Origin of the sequence: Streptomyces sp. NPDC029041, assembly GCF_040637515.1 — a bacterium.
In the GTDB taxonomy this organism is placed as follows: Bacteria; Actinomycetota; Actinomycetes; order Streptomycetales; family Streptomycetaceae; genus Streptomyces.
In genome coordinates this window covers 60,990-84,504 of the sequence record NZ_JBEZWO010000016.1, presented here as the reverse complement: position 1 = coordinate 84,504, position 23,515 = coordinate 60,990, and the positions used below count along the sequence as shown (strand labels likewise).

The following is a 23,515-nucleotide window of genomic DNA, read 5'->3' as shown; positions in this document are numbered from 1 at the left end:
AGGGCTGCTTCAGGGCTGGACGCGGATGACGACGGAGGCATTGATGCCGCCGAACGCGAAGCTGTTGCTGAGGGCGGTGCGCAGCGGCCGCCGCTCGGCCGTCCGGCCGGCCCACGGCAGGTCCGCGACGGGGTGTTCGAGGTTCGGGTTGGGGTGTACCGACCCGGCCCGCAACTGGGCGATCGTGGCCACGGCCTCGACGAGACCCGCCGCGGTCAGACAGTGGCCGGTCAGCGGTTTCGTGGAGTTCACGCGCAGGCCCGTACACCCGCCGAACACCTTCTGCAGCGAGGCGGCTTCGGTCTCGTCGCCGAGCACCGAGCCGGTGCCGTGGGCGTTGACGTAGTCGATGTCGCCGGGGGCGAGGCCGGCCGTCGCCAGGGCGGCGCGCATGGCCGCCGCCTGCCCCTCGGCGTCCGGTTCGGTGCCACGCCGGGCGTCCAGGCGCTGGCCGTGCCCGGCGATCTCCGCGAGCACCCCGGCGCCGCGCTCCCGGGCCGCCTCGGCCCGCTCCAGGACGACGGCCGCCGCCGCCTGGCCGCGGACGAAGCCCTGGCGGTCGCGGTCGAAGGGGCGGCACATCCGGGTGGGTTCGGCTCTCAGGTGCTCGTGGGCCAGCGCGCCGGTCCGCCGGAAGGACTCGGCTTCCACGGGCGACAGTTCGGCGGCCGGCGCGACGACCAGGACTCGCTCGGCCCAGCCGGCGGCGATGGTGCGGGCGGCCTGCACCAGGGCGAGCGTGCCGCTGGCGGAGGCGCCGCCCAGCGTCCAGCCCTCACCGCGGATGCCGGTCAGCTCGCTGACCACGCCGACCACGTCGACGTCGAGATGGGTGAGGGCGTACGAGGCACGCAGCCGGCCCGGCGCGCGGTCGTGGCCCAGGACGGTCTCGGCCTGGTGGGCCAGGGCGAGGTTGCTCCCGGCGACCAGCAGGGCGGTGCCGTCCGCGAGCCGGTCCCGGCTCAGTCCGCTGTCGCGTACCGCGCGCAGCGCGACGCACGCGGCGGTGCGCGCGGGCAGCGCGGCGCGGCCCGCGACCTTGCGCAGCCGGGCCGTCGTGGCCGGATCGTCCGGCAGGTGCCGCCGCGCCCAGTCGGCGAGGGCGAACCCGTCGAGCGCGGCGACGGGCAGGCCGCTGCCGCCGCCGTCCGTGGGCGGCAGCCGCACGGCACTGCGGCCGGCGAGCAGCGCGGCGGTGAAGCCGTCGAGGTCGTCGGCGAGCGGGCTGAGGACCGAGGCGGCGGTGACGGCCACGGCGCCGGGTATGTGTGTCACGCGTGGGCGCTCGCGTGCGCACGGAACACCGCGACCAGGGAACGCAGGTCGTTCGCCCGGGTCAGCTCCGCGTTGGGCACCTTGATGCCCAGCTCGTCCTGGGCGGCGATGACGACGTCCATGCGGTCGATGGAGTTGGCGCCGAGGTCGCGCATGCTGTGGTCGAGGGTGATCTCGATGTCGGCCGCCTCGGGCAGGACGTCGACGATCTGGGCGCGGAGCACGGCGAATATCTCTTCGTCGGTCATGAGGGGCGGGTCCTTTCCGGAGCTCAGGAGTGCTGGGGCAGCAGGGCGAGCGCCTGCTCCACGGTGAGCCGGCTGCCGCGTACGGCGCCGAGCAGGGCTTCGAGGTCTGCGGCGCTGATCTGGCCGGCGGCCGGAGCGGCCGGGGCCTCGGCGGTGGGCGCGGAGGCGGCGGTACGGGCCGCGACATGCGCGGCGAGGGCCGTCAGGCTCGGGTGGTCGTAGAGCACCCCCGCCTTCTCGTCCAGGCCGTAGGCGTTGTTGAGGAACGCGACGAACTCGACGCCGAGGATCGAGTCGAGGCCCAGCGTGTTGAAGGTGGCGTGCACGTCGATGTCCCAGACCTCGCAGTACAGCGTCTCGGCGAGCTGCTCACGCAGGGTCTGCAGCACGGCGGCTGCGCGGTCGCCGTCGGCGCGTGCGGGGGCGGGGGTCTGCGCCACGGGAGCCGGGGCGGGGGTCTGCGCCACGGCAGCCGGAGCGGGGGCGGCAGCAGGAGCGGTCGGCTGTCCGCCGGTGGCCCTGGCGGCGACCTGTCGCGCGAAGGCGCTCGGTGTGGGGTGGTCGTAGAGTTCGGTGGCCTTCATGTCGGTGCCGAACCGGGCGTTCACCAGCGCCACGAACTCCACGCTGAGGATGGAGTCGACGCCGAGCGTCTGGAACGTCTGCTCCGGGTCGAGGTCGGCCGGGTCCATGTAGAGCACTCCGGCGAGCACGTCACCCACTCCCTCGGCCACCCGGTCCCTCTCGGCGCCGTCCCGGGCCGCGGCGGGAGCGGCGGCGGGAGCGGCGGCCGGGGCAGGGGCGGGCTCGGGCGCGGGCACGGGAGCCGGAGCCGGGGCCGCGTCCAGCGGCCTGAGGGCGATCTTGCGGTCACGAGTCATGGAGGACGTCTCCTGGGGCGTGGTCGTGTTCGTCACGGGCACCGCCGCGTTCGGCTGACGGGGCACGGACGCGGGCGCGGGGGTGAGCACAGGGGCCGTCTTTGCCGGCGGCGGAGCGAGTGCCGCACCCGTCGGCGGCGGAGTGGGGGTGGGCGGCGTGCGGCCGAAGTCGCGCAAGTGGCCGCGGTCCGGCACCGGTTCGGGGCGAGCCGTGCCGAGGCCCTGGCGGTGCAGCCGTTCGATCTGGAGGTCGTACCAGCAGCGGACGCGTTCGAAGGGGTAGTGCGGCAGCGGTACGCGCCGTGCCCGCCTTCCGGCGCCGCAGACCTCGACCCGGTCGATCCGGCCGCCGTCGAGCCACACCCGTACCGGATCGTCGGCGGTGACCTCGGTGCGGCGCCACGGGCGGGGGCGGCCCGCCGCGACCGCCGCGAGGCCGGACAGCAGTTCCGGCATCGACCCCGCCGCCACCGCGGCCCTGCGCTCCAGGTCGGCGCGCCCCGCCGCGAAGGTGTACGCGACGTCGGCGATCCGGACCGGCGTGCCGCGCTCCGCCGCCGCGGTCAGGTTCTCCCGCAGCGCGGAGGCGTAGGCCGCCAGGGCCGTGTCGGTACGCGCGGACAGGAACACCACGAAGGGTCCTGGTTCCTCCGCGGGGCGGGGGTCCTGCGGCGGCGGTCCCTCGACGACGACATGGGCGTTGCCGCCGCCGGCGCCGAAGGAGCTGATGCCGGCGCGCAGCGGCCGGTCCACGCCGTCGCGGGTGGTCCAGGGCGCGACCTCCTGCTGGACCGAGAACGGCACCCGGTCGAAGTCGATCTCCGGGTTCGCGGGGGTGGCGTGCAGCGACGGGACGAGTGTGCGGTGGCGCATCTGCAGCAGCACCTTGGCCAGCGCGACCGCGCCGGCCGCCGATTCGAGGTGCCCGACGTTCGACTTCACGGAGCCGATCGGCACCTCACCCGCGCCCTTGACACCGTCCCGGGAGAACGCGGCGCTCAGGCCGCGGATCTCGATGGGGTCGCCGAGCGCGGTGCCGGTCCCGTGGGTCTCGACGTAGTCGAGGTCGCCGGCGCGCAGACCGGCGTCGCGCAGCGCCTTGGTGACGAGGTCGGCCTGGGCCCGCGGGTTGGGGACGGTGTAGCCGTTGGTCCGTCCTCCGTGGTTCGCGGCGGTCCCCCGGATCACCCCGTGGATGTGGTCGCCGTCCCGCACCGCGTCGGCGAGCGGTTTGAGGACGAACGCGCCGACGCCCTCGCCCGGCACATAGCCGTCGCCGCCCGCGCCGAAGCTGCGGCAGCGGCCGTCGCTCGCCGCGAACCGGCCCTGGCCCAGCATGAAGTACTTGTTGGGGTGGATCAGGACGTTGACGCCGCCCGCGATGGCCACCTTCGAACTGCCCGCGCGCAGCGACTCGACCGCGAGATGGACGGCGGTGAGCGCGGACGAGCACGCCGTGTCGACGGCGGTGCTCGGGCCCTGGAAGTCGAAGTAGTACGAGACGCGGTTGGCGATGGACCAGTAGGCGCTGTTGGCGAGCACGTGGTTGCCGCGCAGCCGTTCCTCCGCCTCGTGCAGCTGGTACTCGCCGTACATGGCGCCCACGAAGACCCCGACGTCCTTGCGGTGCACGGGGTCGGCGGCGGTGACGAGGGTGTCCGGGGTGTAGCCGGCGTCGTCGAGGGCTGCCCAGCAGGCCTCGAGGAACAGGCGGGCCTGCGGGTCGACGGTACCGGCCTCGCGCGGGGAGATGCTGAACAGCGGCGCGTCGAAGTTCTCGACGCCCTTCACGAAGCCGCCCCACTTGGTGTACGTGCGGTCGACGCGGGACTTGTCCTGGTCGTACAGGGCCTCGGCGTCCCAGCGTTCGGACGGCACCTCGGTGATGCTGTCGCGGCCGGCGAGGAGGTTGGTCCACAGCTCGTCGAGGCCGTCCGCCTGCGGGAAGCGTCCGGCCACGCCGATGATGGCCACCGCGCGGGCGTCGATGCCGGTGTGCGGGCCGGGCGCCCGGGAGGCCGGCGCCGGTTCCTCGCGGCGGCCGGCGTCGAGCGGCGCGGTGGACGAGGCGGGCGGCTCGGCGGTGACCGTGGCGGGCGCGGTGCCGGTGGTGCCGGTGAGGTCGGCGCACCGCTCGGGGAACTCCTCGACGAGGTGTTCGGCGAGTTCGGCGACCGTGCGGCACTCGAACAGCAGTGTCTTGGAGAGCCGGCCGAAGTCGGGTGCCAGGAGCTCCACGACCCGGATGGCGAGGAGCGAGTCGATGCCGAGGTCGTCGAAGGGCCGCTCCGGCGTGATCTGTTCGAGGGGGGTGCGGGTGGCCTCGGCGACGACGGCCCGAAGCCTCTCCTCCAGCAGGCCGCGGGCGGGTTCGACGGCCGGGACGGCGACGGCTGGGGCGGGCTCGGGCTCGGCGGCCGCCTCGGGCAGGGGGCCGGCAGCGGGCCGCCGGTCGAGGAGCGGGAACGACTCCCGCAGCCGGTCCAGGTCCCCGTACAGCACGACGGGTGCGCTCTCCTCCCCGTCCCGCTCGGGTGCGCCGAGCAGCGCTTCCAGCACGGCGATCCCGGTGGCGGAGGGCATCGGACGCATGCCGAGCTCCTGCAGTTGCTGCTCCGCGTCCGCACCGGCCCGCATGCCGCCCCCGGCCCAGTACGGCCAGCTGACGGAGAGCGAACGGCCGCTGCGGGAGGCGGACGTGACGCGGCGGGCCCGGCGGGCCACGAACGCGTCCACGGCCGAGTTGGCGAATGCGTAGTCGGCTTGGCCGGGGCTGCCGAGGGCCCCGGAGACCGAGGAGTAGACGACGAAGAAGTCGAGGGCCCAGTGGGCGGTGGCCGCGTCGAGCGCGGTGGCCGCGATCAGCTTGGCCGCCACCACGGCGGCGGCGTCGGCGGACTCCTTGCGCAGCACGTAGGCGTCGCGCAGGGTCCCCGCGCAGTGCAGGACACCGTGGACGGGTCCTTCGGCGTGCAGCCGGTCGGCGAGGGCGCGCACGGCCGCAGGGTCGGTGCTGTCGAGCCGGTGGTAGGTGACCGATCCGCCGCTGCGCGCGGCGTGTTCCGCGAGCCGGGCGATCTCGGCGCCGCGCTCCCCCTCGGCCGCGGAGCGGCCGGTCAGGACGATGTGGGCGGCGCGGGTGTCGAGCAGGTGGCGGGCGAGGAGCGTGGCGAGTGCGCCCATGCCGTTGATCCAGTACCGCCCGCCGCTGCGGAAGGCGGCGCGGCCGGCAGCCGGGGCGTCCGTGCGGCGCAGGACGGACGTGGTGAGCGTGCCGTCGCGGGCCACGCCGAGCCACCGCGCCGCCGGGGGCCGGGCGACGGCCGCGCGCACGGCGGACGCGAGGGCGCCCGGCCCGGCTTCCGCGTCGAGGGCGAGGGCCGTCAGTTCGAAGCGCGGGTTCTCCCCGGCGAGCGAGCGGCCCAGGGCGGCGACGCCGTGGCCGGTGACGGCCGCCGCGTCGTCGAGGGCGTTGGCAGGGAACGGGACGAGGATCCGGGCGCCCCGCCGGGACAGCGGGCGCAGCAGGGCACGGAGGAGGGCGAGCAGGCGCAGGGCGTCGGCCGCGGAACCGGTGGCGCCCTGGGCGAGCGGCCACACCACGACGGGCGGGGTGGTGCCTTCGCCGAGGCGCGCGACGAGTTCCTCGCCGGCGGCGGCGGCCCGCTCGGCGTCCTCGGGGTCGGCCAGCCGCACGGCGGCCCCTTCGAGGGGGGCGTCGCCGATGACGACGAGCGAGGCGGTCTCGCTCCCGTGCCCCTCGGCGACGTCGAACGGGACGCTCACGGGCGCGAAGAGGTGCACATCGGCGGGGAGTCCGGGGCTCGCGGGCCTCTCGTCCGGGGTCCGCTCCCCCGCGCCCTCCGTCAGGTGTCCGGCGGCCACGGGGCCGGTGGCGGCGGCCGGCTCGGTGGCCTCGCGCGGGACCGGGCGCAGCGCCAGGCCGGCCAGGGTGAGCACCACGGCGCCGTCCGGGCCCGCGACCGTGACGTCGTACTTGCGCACCCGTCGCCCGCCGCCGGCGAGCCGGGCGGGACGGACCCGTACCCACGCCTCGCGGGGCAGCGGGCCGTGCAGCGTCAGTGTGTCGACGGCGAACGGGATGAACGTCTCGCCGCCCAGGTCCTCGCGCAGCACACATCCGATGACGGTCTGCAGCGCGCCGTCCAGGACGTACGGGCACAGGGTGTCACCGCCGGACGGGCCGTCGGCCTCGACCCGGGCGAGCGCGCCCTCGCTGCCGTGGCGCAGTTCGCGCAGCACCTGGAAGGCGGGGCCGTAGACGACACCGTGGTCGGCGAAGTACCGGTACAGCGCAGCCGGTTCGGCCGTGTCCGGGTACGCGGCGCGCAGTGCGGCGGGGTCGAGTCGCTCCGGGGCGGCCGGGGCGCCGGCCATGAGGCGTGCCTCGGTGTGCGCGGTGTCGGACAGGACGCGGACGGTGTCGCCGGTGACGGCGGCGCGCAGGGTCACCGGTTCGGTGACCTCGACCGGCCGGTGGAAGGCGATGTCGGCCAGCCCGGCCGTGGCGGGGGCGGTGCGCCGGGCGGCGGTGAGGGCGAGGTCGAGCTGGGCGGCGGCGGGCAGCACGGGCCGGCCCGCCACGACGTGGTCGGCGGCGACCGGGTCCTGCGGGCGCACGGTGCGGGCGGGGGCGGCGCCGGGCCGGGGCCAGAGGGTGCGGGCGAACGGGTAGCCGGGCAGTCGCACCCGCCGGGCCTGCGGTGCGTGCTGTTCGGGCAGGTCACCCGCGCCCGCTGCCCATGCCCGGTACTCCTCCGGCGCGGTGGGGGCGACCAGTTCCGCTCCGGCCGCGACCTGCCTGAGCGCACCGGCCAGTTCGGTCACGGAGGTGGCGCCGAGCACCGCACGGACCCGGCGTCGGCTCCGGCCCGTGCGCAGGGTGTGCGCCACGTCGGCGAGCGAGTGCGCCGGCACGGCGTCGGCGAGGTCACCGGCGATGTCGCGCAGCGCGGCCTCGGTGTGGGCGGACAGCACGAACCACCGCGGGCCGTCCGCGTCGCCGTCGGTGTCCTGCGCCCCGGTCCCCGGGACCGGCGGGGCCTGTTCGAGGACCACATGGGCGTTGGTCCCGCCGATGCCGAAGGAGCTGACGGCGGCGCGGCGGGGCCCGTCGGGGACGGGCCAGCCGCCGGCCACGACGTCGCCGTCGGCGATGCGCAGGTGGCCGGCGCCGCGCAGCGCGCGGTTGGGCTGCGAGAACGGGGTCTGGCGCGGCACGGTGCCGTGCTCGAGCGCGAGGACCGCCTTGACGACGCCCGCGATCCCGGCGGCGGTGTTGAGGTGACCGAGGACCGCCTTGACGGAGCCGACGGCGGCGGGGTGCGGGCGCTCGCCCCCGTAGACCCGTTCCAGCGCGGCGAATTCCACCGGGTCACCGAGGTGCGTGCCGGTGCCGTGGGTCTCCAGGTAGCCGACCGAGTGCGGGTCGGTGCCCGCGACGGCCAGGGCCTCGCGGATCACGGCCTCCTGCCCCTCGGGGGACGGCGCGTGGTAGTCCATCTTGCGGCCGCCGTCGTTGTTGACGGCGCTGCCCCGCAGCACGGCGCGCACCGGGTCGCCGTCGCGCACCGCGTCGGCGAGACGGCGCAGGACCAGGGCCCCGCCGCCGTTGCCGAAGAGGGTGCCGTCGGCGGTGTCGTCGAAGGGGCGGCACTCACCGCTCGGGGAGAGGATCATGCCGGGTGCGGCCAGGTATCCGGCCTGCGGGAAGTGCAGGGAGGCGGCGGCCACCACGGCGAGGTCGCACTCGTGGCCGAGCAGGCCCTCGGCGGCCAGGTGCACCCCGACCAGCCCGCTGGAGCAGGCGGTCTGCACGGTGAGGCTGGGGCCGGTGAGACCGAGCTTGTAGGAGAGGCGGGTGGCGGCGAAGTCCTTGTCGGAGGAGGAGAAACGGATCATGCCGGCCGCGTCGAGTTCGGTGATGCCCACGGGCGGCTGCACCGGCTGGCCCACGGAGACGTAGGCGGCTGTGCGCAGCCCGGTGCGGTCGGGGGCGAAGCCCGCGTCCTCCAGGCCGTGCCAGGCCACCTCCAGGAGGAGGCGCTGCTGCGGGTCCAGCCACTCCGCGTGCTGGGCGCTGTAGCCGAAGAACTCGGCGTCGAAGGCGTCCGCGTCGGCCAGGACGACCCCGGCGGGCACGAACTCCTCGCGTGCCACGGTGTCGGGGTCGTGCCCCAGAGCGATCAGCTCGGCCTCGCTGTAGCGGCGGATGCCGGACCGGCCCTCCTCGAGCAGCCGCCAGAGCCGGCCGACGGAGGTCGCGGGCCCGAACCGGCAGGCCATGCCGACGACGGCGATGGCGTTGGGGTCGAGGTCGGGGGCGTCGTGGGTCATCGTTCGTCTCCGAGTCGGAACGCGCGCCGCAGCTCACGGCGGGAGGGTCGGTCGGGTGCGGCGGCGACGACCTCGACAGGCCCCGGCGGGCCGGCGCCGAGCCGTGCGGCGAGGAGGCCGGCCATGTCGTCGACGGTCGGCCGGGCGAACAGGTCGGCGAGTTCGATGCCGGTGTCCGGGTACGCCTCGTCGAGGCGCGCGAACAGCTTCCCGAGCAGCAGGGAGTTCCCGCCGATGTCGAAGAATCTGCGGTCGCCCGGAACGTCGTCGGTTTCCAGTACCTCGCGCCACAGGGCGAGGACGTGGTCCCGCAGCCGGGCCGTGTGCTCGGCCGGGGCGCCGGTGGGTGCGGTGGGCGCGTCGGGGGCGGGCGTCCGGAGCGTCTCGGGGTGCCTCCTCGGCGGGAGGTCCCGCGTGGCCCGCCGGACGGCTTCCTTGCGGTCGACCTTGCCGTTGGGCGTGAGCGGCAGCGTCTCGGCCGCCTCGAGCCGGTCGGGCAGCATCCACAGCGGCAGTGTCGCGGAGGCGAAGTCACGCAGTTCGGCGAGGCTGGGCAGGGGCGTGCCGGCCCGGGGCACGGCGATCACCAGCAGACGGGCCGAGGAACCCTCGCCGTGTACGGCCAGGACCGCGCGGGCGAGCGCGGGGTGCGCGCTCAGCACCGCCTCGATCTCGCCCAGTTCGACCCGGTGGCCACGGATCTTGACCTGGCTGTCGGCCCGGCCGAGGAAGAGCAGCCGCCCCTCCTCGTCGCGGCGCACCAGGTCCCCGGTGCGGAACCAGCGTCCGCCGCCGGCCGCGCGGACCGGGTGTCCGGTGAAGCGCTCGGCGGTGAGGCCGGGCTGCCGCCAGTACCCGTGCGCCACGCCCGCCCCGCCGATCCACAGTTCGCCCGGCTCCCCCGGCGCCGGGGTGCGGTGCCCGTCGACCTCGGTGAGGACCAGTTCCGTCGCGCCGATCGGCTCGCCCAGGTGCACGGGCCCCGCGTGGGTGACGCGCGCGATGGTGGACCAGATGGTCGCCTCGGTGGGGCCGTAGACGTTCCACAGGGTGCCGGTGCGTTCGACGAGGGCGGTGGCGAGGTTGCGCGGCAGGGCCTCGCCGCCGCACAGCGCGATCAGTCCGCTCGCACCGCTCCAGCCGCCCTCGACGAGCAGCTGCCAGCCGGCCGGGGTGGCCTGCATGGCGGTGATCCCCCGGGTTTCGACGAGCCGGGCCAGTCGCCGGGCGTCGACGACGTCGGCGCGTTCGGCGACGACGACGGTGCCGCCCACCAGCAGCGGCAGGAACAGCTCCAGGACCGAGATGTCGAAGCACACCGTGGTGACGGCGAGGAGCCTGCCGGGCGCGCGCTCGTCGATGCCGACGGTCGCCGCGATGGCCTCCAGGGTGTGGACGACGTTGCCGTGCGTGACACCGACCCCCTTGGGCGTGCCGGTGCTGCCGGAGGTGAACATCAGGTACGCGAGATCGGTGGGCGCGGCAGGGGTGCCGGCCGGCGCCGTGGGGTCGGCGTGGACGTCCGCCGGGTCGACGATCGTGAGTCGCCGCGGCAGCAGCCCGGCCAGGTCCCGGTCGGCGAGGGCGACTTCGCAGCCGGCTCCCTCGACGACCATGGCCAGCCGCTCGCCGGGATAGGAGTCGTCCAGCGGGACGTAGGGGCGGCCGCTCTTGAGGATGCCGAGCAGCACGGCGGGCAGCCGCGCGGAGCGGTGCATCAGGACGGCGACGGGCTGGTCCGGCTCCGCCGTCGCCTCGACGCGGCGGGCCACGGCGTCGGAGAGGGCGTCGAGTTCGGCGTAGCTGAGGCGCTCGTGGTGGTCCTCGACGGCGGTCGCGTCCGGGCACCGCCGCACGGTGGCGGCGAAGCGCGTCACGAGGGTGCCCGCGGCCGGGTCGAGCAGCTCGCCGACCCGGCCGCCGGCCGTGGCCCGGACACCACCGGCCAGTTCGACGACGGTGCGGCGCAGATCGTCCACGAAGCGGTCGACGGCGGCGCCCTCGAGGACGGCGGTGCGGTGGTTGGCGAGGATCTCGACGCCGTCAGGGGTGTCGGTGACCTCCAGGCCGAGGTCGAAGTGGCCGCGCTGGCCGCGCCGGTGCACCGGCTCCCATCCGTCGGGGGTTCCCGCGCCGTCATGCTCCCAGTTCTGGTAGGCGAGGGTGACGGTCGGCAGGGCGTCGTCGCCGTGGGCGGCGCGGCACAGCGCGGCGAAGCGCGGGTAGGGCAGTGCGGCGTGCCGGAGGGCGTCGCGCACACCTCGGCCGAGGTCCTGCAGCCAGTCGGCGAGCGGGCGTGCGGGGTCGAGGTCGACCCGCAGCGGCACCGTGTTGACGAAACAGCCGACGGTGGCCTCGTCGTGCGCGGAGCCGCGCCCGTAGGTGGGGACGGCCACCAGGAACGAGTGGTGGCCGGTGGCCCGCGCCAGGGTCACGGCGAACGCGCCGAGCAGCGCGGTGAACGCGGGTACGCCGGCGGCGCGCGCGATGTCGGCGAGCGCGCGGGACAGGGCGCGGGGCAGACCGTATTCCCGGTGGGCGCCGGCCGCGCCGGCCCGCTCGCCGCCCCCGGGGAAGAGCACGCCGGCGGGGGCGTCGCCCTCGGCCAGTCGTGCGCTCCAGTGGCGTTCGGCTTCGGCGCATTCGGCGGCCGCGGCGCCGTCCCGTTCGCGGCGCAGCGCCGCGGCCGGCGAGCCGGGCTCGGGCAGCGGAGCCGGCACCCCCTGGCTGTGCGCCGCGTACAGGGCGGCGAGGTCGCGGCCCAGCAGGTCGGCGGAGCGCCCGTCCACGGCGATGTGGTGCGTGGTCAGCTGGAGCACGGGGCGCCGCTCCCCCGCGACGTCCCAGAGAACGGCCCGCAGCAGCGGCTCGGCGGAGGTGCGCAGCCGGCGGTCGGCCTCTTCGGCGAGGGCGCGGTCCAGTGAGTCGGCGTCGACGGTCCGGGTGACGAGTTCCGGGGTGTCGGGGGCGGGCACGAAGGCGGGGCTCGCCTGGTGGGTGCGCACGCAGCAGCCCAGCACGGGGTGACGCCGCACCAGGTCCGCGACGGCGGCCCGCGCGGCCTCGTGGTCGGCGCCGGCGGGCAGCCGCCAGGACAGCGAGATGTTGTACGGGGCGTGCGGCGCGGCGGCCTGGTCAGCGGCCCACATGCCCACCAGACGGTCGGGCAGGGCGACCGGGAAGGTGTCGGCGGCCGCGGGTGCGGCCGAGGGCCCGGTCGCGGGCGCGGTGGCGGCCCCGGCGGCGACGACTGCCGTCAACCGGGCGCTGTGCGACAGGAGCAGTCGTTCGGTCAGGTCGCGCAGGCCGTTGCTGTCCAGGAGCACGGACAGCGGCACCCGGCCGAGGTCGTCCTCCAGCAGGCGTGCCAGGCGCATCAGGGCGATGGAGTCGACTCCGTAGTCGGCGAGGGGTGTGTCCGGGTCGAGTTCCCCGGCCTGACGGCCGACGGTGTGCGCGACGCGTCCGGTGATCCAGCGCAGCGCCGCCTCCGGCAGCCCGCCGGCAGCCGGGGTGGGAGGGGGTGCGGGGGCGGTGGGCGCTTCGTGGTGTACGTCGTGACGTACGCGCAGGGCCCGGTCCCACACCGCGGCGTCGCCTGCCACCAACGCCGCGTACGGTACGGGGGCGTGCGGAGCGGCCTCGTCCAGCAGGGGCCATACCGAGCGCAGGGCCGCGCGGGTGGAGACCGGCTGCAGTCCGTAGTCGGCGGCCAGGTAGGCCAGGGTCTCCGGCTCCGGCGCCATGCCCGCGTCCGCGAGGACCGGCCAGCCGACGGACAGGGTGCGGCCGGGCCGGCCCGCCGCCGTGCGGCAGGCCGCGAAGCCGTCGAGGAACCCGTTGGCGAAGGCGTAGTCCGACTGCCCCTGGTTGCCGACCAGCGCGGCCAGCGACGAGGCCAGGACGAAGAAGTCCAGCGGGTGTCCGGCGAGCGCCGCGTCCAGACGCAGGGCGCCCAGCACCTTGGCCCGGCACACCTCCTCCACCGCCTGGGGCGTCTTGCGGCGCAGGAACCCGTCGCGCAGCACACCGGCCGTGTGCACGACGCCCCGCAGCCGCACGCCCTCCTGTGCCAGCCACCGCACCAGGCCTGCGACATGGTCCGCGTCGGCGACGTCGCAGCGCCGGTAGGTGACCGAACCGGCCCGGCGTAGCTCCCGCAGCGCCGCGTCGTCCGGCTCCGAACGCCCCACCAGCACCAGGCGTGCCCCCGGGACACGTGCCAGGATGTCGGCGGCGACGTGCCGGCCCAGCCCGCCGAGTCCGCCGGTGACCAGGTACGTCGCCTCGGGGCGGAGCGGGGGGCACGCCGCGTCGGGATCCGCCGGGGCCGGGGCCCCGAGCGGGCTCAGCACCGACACCCGGCGCCCCGCGGCCCCCAGGCGCACCCAGTCGGCGCCTTCGGCGGGCAGCATCGCCTCGGCCAGCAGATCCGCTACGTCCGTACCGGCCCCGCCCTCGTCGAGGGTGGCCAGCCGCAGCGCAAAACGGCCGGTCTCGCCGGCGACGGTCCGCGCCAGGCTGTGCAGACCGTGCACCAGCGGCGCGATGCCGCCGTCCGGTTCGGCCCGGGTCACCAGCAGGACCCGGGCGCCGTCCAGGGCGCGGCTGCGGACGAACGCCCGCAGCAGACCGAACACGGGGGCCAGCGTCCGGTCGGCGAACCGGGTCCACTCCCCCGTCACGTCGTCCGGGGACAGCGGCGCGATGCCGAGCCGGCTCGCCGCAGCGCCGTGTGCGAGGTCGACCAGGACCACCCCGGGGGTCCCGGTGCGCCGGGCCGTCGCCGCGAGGGTCTCCTCCTCGCAGGCCTGCCCCCACCCGAGGGTGGCCGCGGCCCCTTCACCCCACCCGGGCGTCGCGTCGCCGACGATCCACAGCGGCGTCCCCGGCGGGGCCTGGGCGGCCTCGTCGACCGGTGCCGGCCGCCAGTCCTGCCGGTAACCGGCGACGGGTACCGGGGCCGGCGCCTCGTCGGCCGTGGTAGCGGCCCGCGGGGCGGTCGGACGGGAGCCCGCCGCCACCCGGATGCGGAAGCCGGTCACCTCGGCGAGCACGTCGCCGCTGTCCGGGTCGATCAGGTTCAGGTCGAAGACGTGGATCCCGGCCGCGTCGTCGCGACGCACCCGGCGTGCGTGCACATAGGCGCGGCCGGTGACCGGCTGGTGGACCGTCAGCAGGCCCAGGGCCAGCGGCCGCAGCGTGCGTGCGCTCTCGGGCTCCTCGGAGAACAGCAGATAGGCGGCCGTCTGGCACGCCCCGTCCAGCAGGGCGGGATGCACGACGTGACGGCCGTCCGGGTCCTCGCCGTCGGTGAGCCGCAGCTCCGCGGTGACCTCCTCGCCCTGCGCGACGGCGCGCCGAACGGTGCGGTACAGGGGGCCGTAGGCGAATCCCCGGGACGCGAACAGCCGGTAGAAGTCCTCCTGGCCGACGTCGCCCAGGTGGGCGTCGAGCTCCTTGGTCCGGTAGGCCAGGACCCGCCGAACCGGCCCGGGCGCCGGGTCGGCCCAGCCCTGGGCGACCACGGTGTCGGCGACGACCGTGCGGAAGCGCCGTGAGCCGCGTTCGTCGGGCTCCTCCAGGACGGTGCTGACCGTCATCGGCAGCCCCTTGGCCGGCCGGGGCCAGACCAGGTCGCGCAGGACGGTGCGGTACGGGTCCTCGCCCGCGCCGAGCAGCGCCTCGTGCACGAGCTGGGGGTGGAAGGCCCCGGGCAGCAGCGGTTCACCGTCCACGACGTGGTCGGCGACCCAGTGCGAGGCGCCGCCCAGGCGGGCGGTCACGGTACGGGAGGCGGGCACCGTCAGGGTGTCGGTGAGCGGCATCGGGGAGGTGGCGGCCTCGGGCAGGGTGCAGCGGACCCGGGCGAACGGCGTGCCGGGCAGCGGGACGCGCCGCCCGCCGGCCTGCCCGGTGTAGGTGCCGTCGGCGACCCAGGCCCGGGCGGCGGCGTCCGCGCCGGGCGCCGCCGCAGCGGTCAGCAGCGCCGGGTGAGCGGCCCCTTCGGCCAGTGCCCGCAGCGCGGCGCGCAGCTCGGCCGGGTCGTGGGCGGTGACGGCGGCCCGGCAGGGGCCGTGGTCGCGGCCCCTGTGCAGGGTGTGGGCGATGTCGGCGAGGTCGAGGCCCTCGATCGCGGCGGCGAGCGCGCGGGCCGTGTCGGCCAGTCGCGCGGCGTCCGGCGCAGCGAGCGGGATCAGGACCGGGCCGGAGGGCCGGGGCGTCGCCGGCGCGGCGGTGTGCCGCCCGGCGTACTCCTCGAGGACGACATGGGCGTTGGAGCCGCCCGCGCCGAAGGAGCTGACGGCCGCGCGGCGCGGGACGCCGGTGCCGCGCTCCCAGGGCTCCGCGGCGGTCTGGATGCGCAGTGCGGTGCCGTCCAGGCCGAGCTTCGGGTTGGGCCGCTCGGCGTGCAGGGTCGGCACCAGGTGCGCGCGCCGCAGTTGGAGGATGGTCTTGGTCAGTCCGGCGATGCCGGCGGCCGCCTCGGCGTGGCCGATGTTGGACTTGACGGAGCCGACCCGCAGCGGGCCGTGGGTGCCCGACTCCTCGAAGGCCAGGGCGAGGGCGCGCAGTTCGACCGGGTCGCCGAGTTCGGTGCCCGTGCCGTGCGCCTCCAGATAGCCGACGCTCGACGGGTCGACGCCGGCGCGGCGCAGCGTGGCGCCGATGAGGGCGGCCTGGGCGCGCGGATTGGGGACGGTGTAACCGCCGGTGCCGCCGCCGTGGTTGAGGCCGGTGCCGCGGATCACGGCGTGGATCGTGTCGCCGTCCGCCTCGGCCCGGTCGAGGCGCTTGAGAACGACGGCGCCCGCGCCCTCGCCGGGCACGAAGCCGTCACCGCCCGCGCCGAAGGCCCGGGTGTGCTCACCGCGCGAGGGCATGCCGAGGGCGCACAGACCGGCGAACCGGTCGGGATGCAGATACAGGTTGACGCCACCGGCGAGCGCCAGGTCCGCCTCGTCGCTCTCCAGTGCCCGGCAGGCCAGGTGCAGGGCGGTCAGCGATGACGAGCACATCGTGTCGACGGTGAGGCTGGGGCCGCTGAGGTCGAAGACGTGCGAGACGCGGTTGGCGACCGACGCGGCGGCCGTGACGGCGTACTCCGGGTTGTCGGCGCCCGCGGCGCGGGCATCGCGCTGGGCGAGCAGGTGGCTGTTGGCGGTGACGCCGGCGAAGACCCCGACGCGCGGCCCGCCCTGGGTGCCCGCGAGGGTGTGCCGGGCGTAACCGGCGTTCTCGAAGGCCTCCTTGGCGATCTCCAGGAACAGCCGCTCCTGCGGGTCCATCAGGGCGGCGTCCCGCGGGGTGAGGCGGAACATCGCCGGGTCGAACGCGTCGATGCCGTCGACGAAGCAGCCCCAGCGGGCGTATCCGCCGCCCAGGGTGCGCGCCGTGCGCCAGTCCCACCGCTCGGCGGGCACCTCGCGTACGGGGGTGCGCCCGGCGTTCAGCAGCTCCCAGAACGCGTCGAGGTCCTGGGCTCCGGGATAGCGTCCGGCGAGCCCGACGACGGCGATGGCGTCGGCGCGGGTGGCCCGGTCGGGGTGCGCCGGGACGGGCGCCGCCGGTGCCACGCGCGGCTGCGCGACGGGGCGCGTGGCCGGCTCGCTCGGTACGGCTTCGGCGCGGCCGGTCACGGTCGGCGCGGGCAGCGGCCGGGCCGGTGCGAGATGGCGTGCCAGTGCCCTGGGGGTCGGGTGCTCGAAGAGCAGGGTCGAGGCGACGGCCCGCTCGGGGAACATGCCGCGCAGCCGCTCGCAGAACTCCTCGTTGAGGAGCGAGTCCACGCCGAGGGCGGGGAAGTCGGTGTCGGGGTCGAGCGGCGCGTCGTCACGAGCGGTCAGTTCGGCGACCAGCCGCAGCACGTCCGTCAGGGGACCGGTCTCGTCGTCGGCTCCGGGCGACGGCGCGGCGGCGTGGGAGGGCGCGGCGGCGTGGGCAGGCGCGGCGGCCGTCGGACCCGTGGCACCGCGCCCGGCCAGCATCGCGGCCAGCTCGTCGACGGTCCGGTGCTCGAACAGCGCGGTCGCGCCCACCGGCCCGTACCGGCGCGACACCGCCTGGACCAGCTCCATGTTGAGCAGCGAGTCCACGCCGAGTTCCTGCCAGGGCAGATACCCGGGCACCTCGGCATCGGCGTCACCGAGCAGGTCGCGTACGACGGCCCGCAGTCCCTCGGCGATGTCCTCGGCCGAGGAGCCGGCCGCGGCGGCCCCGTCGCCGGCGGTGGGGGCGCCGGGCGGCAGGCAGGTCAGCAGCGCCACGCACCCCGGGGCGTCGCGCAGACGGCCGACGTCGGTGAGGCGCCAGCCGTGCTCCTCCAGCAGCGAGCGCCAGCGCGGCACGTCGAGGAGCGGGCCGTGCGGCATGCGCCGGTCGGTGTCGACGTAGCGCCACCAGCCGTCGGTCAGGCCGAAGGTGAGGGTGTAGACGGCGGCCGGGGCCACCATCTCGACCAGCAGCAGCCGTCCGCCCGGGGCGAGCAGCCGGCCGATGTGGTCGAGCGTGCGGGACAGGTCGCGGGTCGCGTGGATCACGTTGCTCGCGACGACGAGGTCGGTGGCGGCGGCGGGGAAGCCCTGGGTCTCGGGGTTCTTCTCGATGTCGAGCAGGCGCGGCCGGACGCGATCGCCGAAGCGGCGGCGTCCGTGCTGGAGGAAGGCCGGGGAGACGTCGGTGTACGTGTACTCGGTGCCCCGCACGCCCCGGGCGTCCAGCGCGGCGAGCGCGGCGCCGGTGGTGCCGCCGACGCCCGCGCCGATCTCCAGGACACGCGGTGCGCCGAGTGTCGCGGCGGCGTCGGCAAGGGCCGCGGCGGCGTCCGCGTTGACCGGGTCGAAGAGCTGGTTGCCGCTGTAGACGGCGGTGACGCCGCTCAGGTCGCCGCCCGGGAACAGAACGGCGGTGACGGGGAGTTCGCCCCGCAGGACGGGCCCGTAGGACTCCATGACCCGGTCGAGGAGGGTGAGGTGTCCGGCCAGGTCGGGGTGGTCGGCGAGCAGGGTGTCGCGAATCCGGTCCAGCTCGGCCCGCGTGGGGACGCCGAGACCCGCCGCGGCGTGCTCCGTGAGGAGTTCGAGGATCGCGGCGAGCAGTCTGCGGTGCTCGGGTACCACCGCGAGCAGCGCGGACGCCTCCTCCGTGCCGGTGCCGGGCCGGGCGGCGAGCGCCGGTGCGAGACCCAGCTGCGTCATCCGATGGGCGAGCGCGCCCCGCGCGTACGCCTCGAGCCGGTGCGCGGCGTCCCGGTCGCCCTGCGGGGCGGCGGGCGCGGGGGGCGCGGTGAGCGGGCGCAGCGGCTCGGGGTCACCGCCGAGCACGAGGGACTGCGGTCGGTTGCCGGACATGCCCGCTTCCAAGGCGGCCACTCCCCTTTCCGGTACGAATGCGGTGATGCCGGGATATTCGCGTGCGACGTGCGCGCTGTAGCGGCGGGCCAGACCGGTGCCCTGCCACAGGCCCCAGTCGAAGGCGCGGACGGCGAGGTGGGGGTCGCCGTCCACGGCGGTGGCGTAGTGGTCGAGGAAGGCGTTGGCGGCGGCGTAGTTGAGGCCGCCGACGCTGCCGAAGAGACCGGCGGCGGAGGAGAACAGAACGAGCGTTGCGGGCCGGCCGGCCGGGCGGGCGCGCAGCGCGCGGCGCAGCGCCAGGACGGCGGTCACCTTGGTCGCGAGGACCTGGTCGAGGTCCTGCGGGCGCAGTTCCGCGAGCCGCGCGGGGCTGATCGAACCGACGCTGTGCACCACGCCGTCCGGCTCGCCGAACGCGGCCCGGCAGGCGGCCAGCGCCCTCTCCACGGCGGTGGGTTCGGTGATGTCGGCGCTCAGGTACCGGGCCTGTGCGCCCAGTTGCGTGAGCCCGCCGAGCAGGGCGGTCGTGCGTTCGTCCGCGGGTGAGCGTCCGACGAGCAGCAGCCGGGCGCGGTACCGGCGCGCGAGGTGCCGGGCCACTTCCGCACCGATGCCTCCGGCGCCGCCGAACAGCAGGTACGTCCCGCCCGTGACGAAGCCCTCGCCGGTGGCGGCGGGGGCGGGGGCGGGCCGGTCGGCGTAGACCTGGCGCAGGCGCCGCCCGCCGCGCAGGGCGATGAGCGGCACGGACCGGGCGCAGGGTTCGGCCAGGGCCGCGGTGACCTCGGACGGCCCGGCGGTGGCGTCGAGGTCGACGGCGGCGGCGGTGAGGCCCTCGATCTCGCCGGGCAGCGTGCGGACGGCGCCGAGCAGGGCCCCCTGGAGCGCCGCGCCGGGCGCCGGGGCGCCGCCGTCGGGGTCGGTGAGGCCGACCGTGACGAGGGTGAGGCGCGCGGCGCCGAGGGTTCGCGCCACGGTCAGCAGGGCTTCGAGCCGGCCGCGCAGCTCACGGATCCCGGCCGTGTCCTCGCCCCAGCGCGAGCCGTCCACGAGGAAGGCGACGTGGTCGGCGCCGCGCACGGCCTCGGCGAGACCGGGTGCGTCACTGCTCACGGTCCGCACGCCGACGCCGTCGACGCGGTGCGTGCCGGCCGTGTCGTGCACGAGCACCACCCCGCCGCCCGCGCCCGCCCCGGACGGGAGCGGTCCCCGCGGCTCCGGGCGCCACTCGGGCACGAGCACCCGGACGCCGTCCGCTCGGGGGGCGGACCCGTCGTGCGGCCCTTGCTCCACGGGCGCGGGCGGGGACGCGGGCGTCACGGCGTGCAGGCGCAGCCCGCGGACGCGCAGGACGGGGCGGCCGTCGGTCTCCGCCTCCAGATCCACGACGGTGTACGAGGCGCCCTGCGCGGTGCGGCGGACCCTCAGGTCCGCCTGCTCCGGGACGAGGCCGGACCACTCCAGCTGCTCGGCCGCCGCGGCGACCTGGGAACCGGAATGGTCCAGCAGAGCGCAGGAGGTCTGCAGCGCCGCGTCCAGCCATGCCACCCGCCGGGTCCGCGCGTCCGTGGTGGCCGGGGCGACGAGCCGGGCGACGGCCTGCGCGCCCTGGCGGCGCACCGCGCGCACGACGTCGTAGACGGGCCCGGTCACGACGCCGTTGCGTGCGAGGGCGGCTGCGAGGTCGACGTCCCTTGCCGGGCCCTGAGGCGGTTCGGCGGACATCGGTGCCGCCGGGCCGCTCGCGCGCACGGCGAGGGCGACGACGGTGCCCTCGTGCTCGACGCTCACCCGCACGGTGCTGCCCGTGTCCTCGGTCGTGCGCAGCAGACGCACCGAGCCGCCGTCGGGCACGGCCACCGGCCGCTGGAAGCGCACCTGCTTCAGGGCGACGGGGCCGCCGTCGGCGAGCGCGTCGATCAGGGCGGCGCCCGGCAGCGTGGTCAGTCCGCCGACACGGTGTTCGGCCAGCGGGTCGCCGTGGCCGACGACGTAGCCGTCGCCCGGGGCGGCGGCCTCGGTGCCGGGCAGCCAGTACGCGTGGCGCTCGAAGGGGTAGGGAACGAGCGGCACGCGCCGCGGGAGCGGGCCTTCGGGCCGTCGCGCCGCCCAGTCCGCGGCGCTCGTGGCGGCGCCGTCGAGCCAGTCGCGCAGCCACGGGTCGTCAGGCTCCGCCTGAGTGCCGTGGGTGGCGAAATCCTCTGCGAGACGGACCAGTTCGGGCAGGTCCGCTACGACGAACAGGGCCCGGTGGGGCAGATGACGGCGGCCGGACTGCAGGGTCCAGGCGATCTCGTCGAGCGAGGGCGCGGCGGGCGCGGCGGCCAGTTCGGCGAGACGGGCGGCCAGCCGGGTCAGCGAGCCGGGCGTCGCGGCCGACAGCGGCACGGCGAACGGCCCGTCCCCGGGGACGTGCGTCCGGGGAAGCTGCGGTGCCTCCTCCAGGACGACGTGCGCGTTGCTGCCACCGAACCCGAACGCGCTCACGGCCGCCCGGCGCGGCGCGGCTCCGGTCCCGGCAGGCCAGGGCACCGGCCGCGCGGCGACCCGGACCGCGGTCCCCTCCAGTTCGATGTGCGGGTTGAGGCGGGTGAAGCCCGGCGTACCCGGTATCAGCCCGTGCCGCAGCACCTGGACCGCCTTGACGACACCGGCCAGTCCCGAAGCGCCCTCCAGGTGGCCGATGTTGGCCTTGGCCGAACCCACCCACACCCGGCCCTCGGGCCCCGCGGCGCGCGGGGGCGTGTCCTGCCCGTCGGCGGTGAGCACCTCGCGGAAGGCGTCCAGCTCGATCGGGTCGCCGAGCGGGGTGCCGGTGCCGTGCGCCTCGAGGAAACCGAGGTCGGCGGCGCGCAGACCGGCCCGGTCGAGCGCGGTGCGGATCAGCCGGCTCTGCGCGCGGGGGTTGGGGGCGGTCAGCGCGGCGGCGCGGCCCCCGTGGTTGACGGCGGTGCCCCGGACGACGGCGAGCACGGGGTCGCCGTCGGCGACGGCGCGGCGCAGCGACTTCAGGACGAGCCAGCCCGCGCCCTCGCCCCGCACGAACCCGTCGGCGTCCGCGTCGAACACCCGGCTGTCCCCCGCAGGCGAGAGCATGCCCGCCCGGCGGTAGGCGCGGGCGTTGAATCCGTTGCTGAGCAGGTTGGCGGCACCGGCGAGCGCGACCTCGCACTCGCCGGAACGCACCGCGGCTTCGGCGAGGGCCAGCGCGGTGAGCGCACCTGAGCAGGCGGTGTCGACGGTGATGCTGGGCCCGGTGAAGTCGTACAGGTGGGAGATCCGGTTGGCGAGGAACGCGGGGAACGTGCCCGTGGTGGCGTATCCGTCGGCCGAGGCGGCCCGCTCCACCAGTCGCTCGCGGTAGTCGTAGCTGCACGCGGCGGCGTACACACCGACGGAGGTGCCCGCGAGGGTGTCGGGGGCGAGCCCGGCGTGTTCCAGGGCGTGCCAGCTGAGTTCCAGCAGGGCGCGCTGCTGGGGGTCCATCGAGGCGGCCTGGCGGGGAGTCACGTCGAAGAAGGGCGCGTCGAACAGATCGATGCGGTCGAGCAGTCCGGCCCGGAACCCCTCGGGCACCTCACCGGCGAGCCGTCCGTCCCGCACGGCCCCGATGTGGCACTCCCCCGCGCTCAGCAGCCGCCAGAAGGCCTCGACGTCCACCGCCCCCGGCACCTTGCACGCCATGCCGATGACGGCGACGGCGTCGGCAGCGACGCCCGTGGCCGTGACGTCGTCCATGGCCGCACCGGACGCGGAGGCCGGGGCGGATACGGACGCGGGCGCGGATACGGACGCGGGCGCGGATACGGATACGGGCGCGGATACGGATACGGGCGCGGATACGGATGCGGGCGCCGGGTCGGACACGGCAAGGACGGACGCGGCCGGGGCCGGTGCGGCATCCGGCACCGTCGCGGCCGGGGCCGGCACGGACGCGGGAGCCCGTTGCTCCTGCTGCGGCCGCCCGGGCAGCTGCGCCGCCAGTTCCCTGAGCGTCGGATGACGCCAGACGGCGGTGGCCGGCAGCTGCGCACCGAAGGTGTCCCGGGCCTCGCGGATCAGGCGCAGGGCCAGGGCGGAGTCGAGTCCCTGCTCGCCGAGCGGGCGGGCGGGGTCCGCGGGATGCCCGAGGACCTCGGACGCCAGGGCGACGAGCCGGTCCAGCACACCGGGTTCAGGGGTCCGCTCCTCGTCGCCGGGCTCGGCCGCCGCGGCCCGCGCCGGCACCTCGGGGGCGGCCGCGGGCCGGTCCGTGGCCTGCCCAGCTGCCGTCAGGGACTCGGTCACGGCGTCCAGGTAGGCGGAGGCGTCACGCCCGTTGAGCACCGTGTGGTCGAAGGCGAGCACCATCCTGCGCACGGCACCCGAACCGGTGTCCTCGACCGCCCCCAGGAACAGCGTCGCCACGGCCGGCGGCACGACCACCGGGACAGCGAGGGTCGGCCCCCGGTCCCCCAAGTGGGAGAGCATCAGAGTGACCCGGCCGTCGGCCTGCGTCCGGCCGTCGAGCGCGTCCTCGACCGCCCGCGCGTAGCGCGCGTCGAAGTCCTCGGCCGGGAGCGCGTCGGCCTGGCGCACCACGGCGACGGTGAGGTCCGCGTCGTCGGTGGCCACGGCGATCCCGAGGTCCACGTGCTCGTACACCCGCAGGGTGCTCTCGTCGAGCCGCCGTGAGCGCAGCCGGGCCGCCTCAGGGGCCGCCGCGCAGCGGGCCGCGTGGTGGGCGAAGGCCTGGAAGAGGGTCGAGAAGCGGGCGCCGCGGTGCTCTCGCAGGGCACGCTGCAGCGTTTCCTCGTCGACGAGCGCGGCGACGACCGCGGGGACCACCTGGTCGCGGGCCTTGAGCAGGGCCCGGTTCAGTGCCCGCTGCCGGTCGGACTGGGTGACGTCGGTGAACCCCTCGTCCGCCCCTCCCCCGTCCCGCTGGGCGACCCAGCGCTGCAGATCGGCCGGCATCAGGCTGGTGCCCGCCGCCGGAATCGTCGGCAGCAGGTCCTCGTCGATGCCGAGCCGGCGGGCGTGGGCCCGGGTGCGCGGAGGAATGCGCCGGGTCCCGGCGGGCTGCCGCCCGGGCACGCCCCGCACGGACGCCCCGCAAGCCGCCGGTTCGTCGGACGCGACCGGCCCGGCCGGGCCGGGCTGCCGCCGGTCCGCCACGATGCGGCCCACGGCGCCGCCGATCGGCACGGTGTCTCCGGCCTGCACGAGCCAGTCGTCGAGGAACCCGGCCACCGGGGACTCGATCTCGACGGCCGCCTTGTCGTGCTCCATCTCGTAGACGACCTCGTCCTTGGCGACCGCGTCGCCCGGCCGCTTGAGGAAGCGGACGATGCGCACCTCGACGATCCCTTCGCCGAGGCGCGGAACGGACAGCACCGTCTCCGTGGTCATCTGCGCTTCC

At 76.4% G+C, this 23,515-nt stretch carries 4 protein-coding genes; all 4 read right to left on the bottom strand.

Annotated elements, in window-relative coordinates; all coding sequences use genetic code 11:
• Positions 1-9 precede the first annotated feature (9 nt).
• Genes AB0F04_RS32640 through AB0F04_RS32625 form a run of 4 tightly spaced genes read right to left on the bottom strand, consistent with a single transcriptional unit; the run spans position 10 to position 23,505 of the window.
• Complete coding sequence (locus AB0F04_RS32640; protein ID WP_362048267.1) at positions 10-1,275, bottom strand: beta-ketoacyl synthase N-terminal-like domain-containing protein; 1,266 nt, start codon at positions 1,273-1,275, stop codon at positions 10-12.
• The gene (locus AB0F04_RS32635) at positions 1,272-1,523 is read right to left on the bottom strand and encodes a phosphopantetheine-binding protein (RefSeq protein ID WP_362048264.1); all 252 of its coding nucleotides are present in this window, start codon (positions 1,521-1,523) and stop codon (positions 1,272-1,274) included. The genes AB0F04_RS32640 and AB0F04_RS32635 overlap by 4 nt, the downstream gene beginning before the upstream one ends.
• Before the next feature lie 23 nt (positions 1,524-1,546).
• The gene (locus tag AB0F04_RS32630) at positions 1,547-8,761 is read right to left on the bottom strand and encodes a beta-ketoacyl synthase N-terminal-like domain-containing protein (protein ID WP_362048261.1); all 7,215 of its coding nucleotides are present in this window, start codon (positions 8,759-8,761) and stop codon (positions 1,547-1,549) included.
• A complete protein-coding gene (locus AB0F04_RS32625; RefSeq protein ID WP_362048258.1) occupies positions 8,758-23,505 on the bottom strand; it encodes an amino acid adenylation domain-containing protein in 14,748 nt (4,915 codons plus the stop codon). The genes AB0F04_RS32630 and AB0F04_RS32625 overlap by 4 nt, the downstream gene beginning before the upstream one ends.
• Positions 23,506-23,515: the final 10 nt, after the last annotated feature.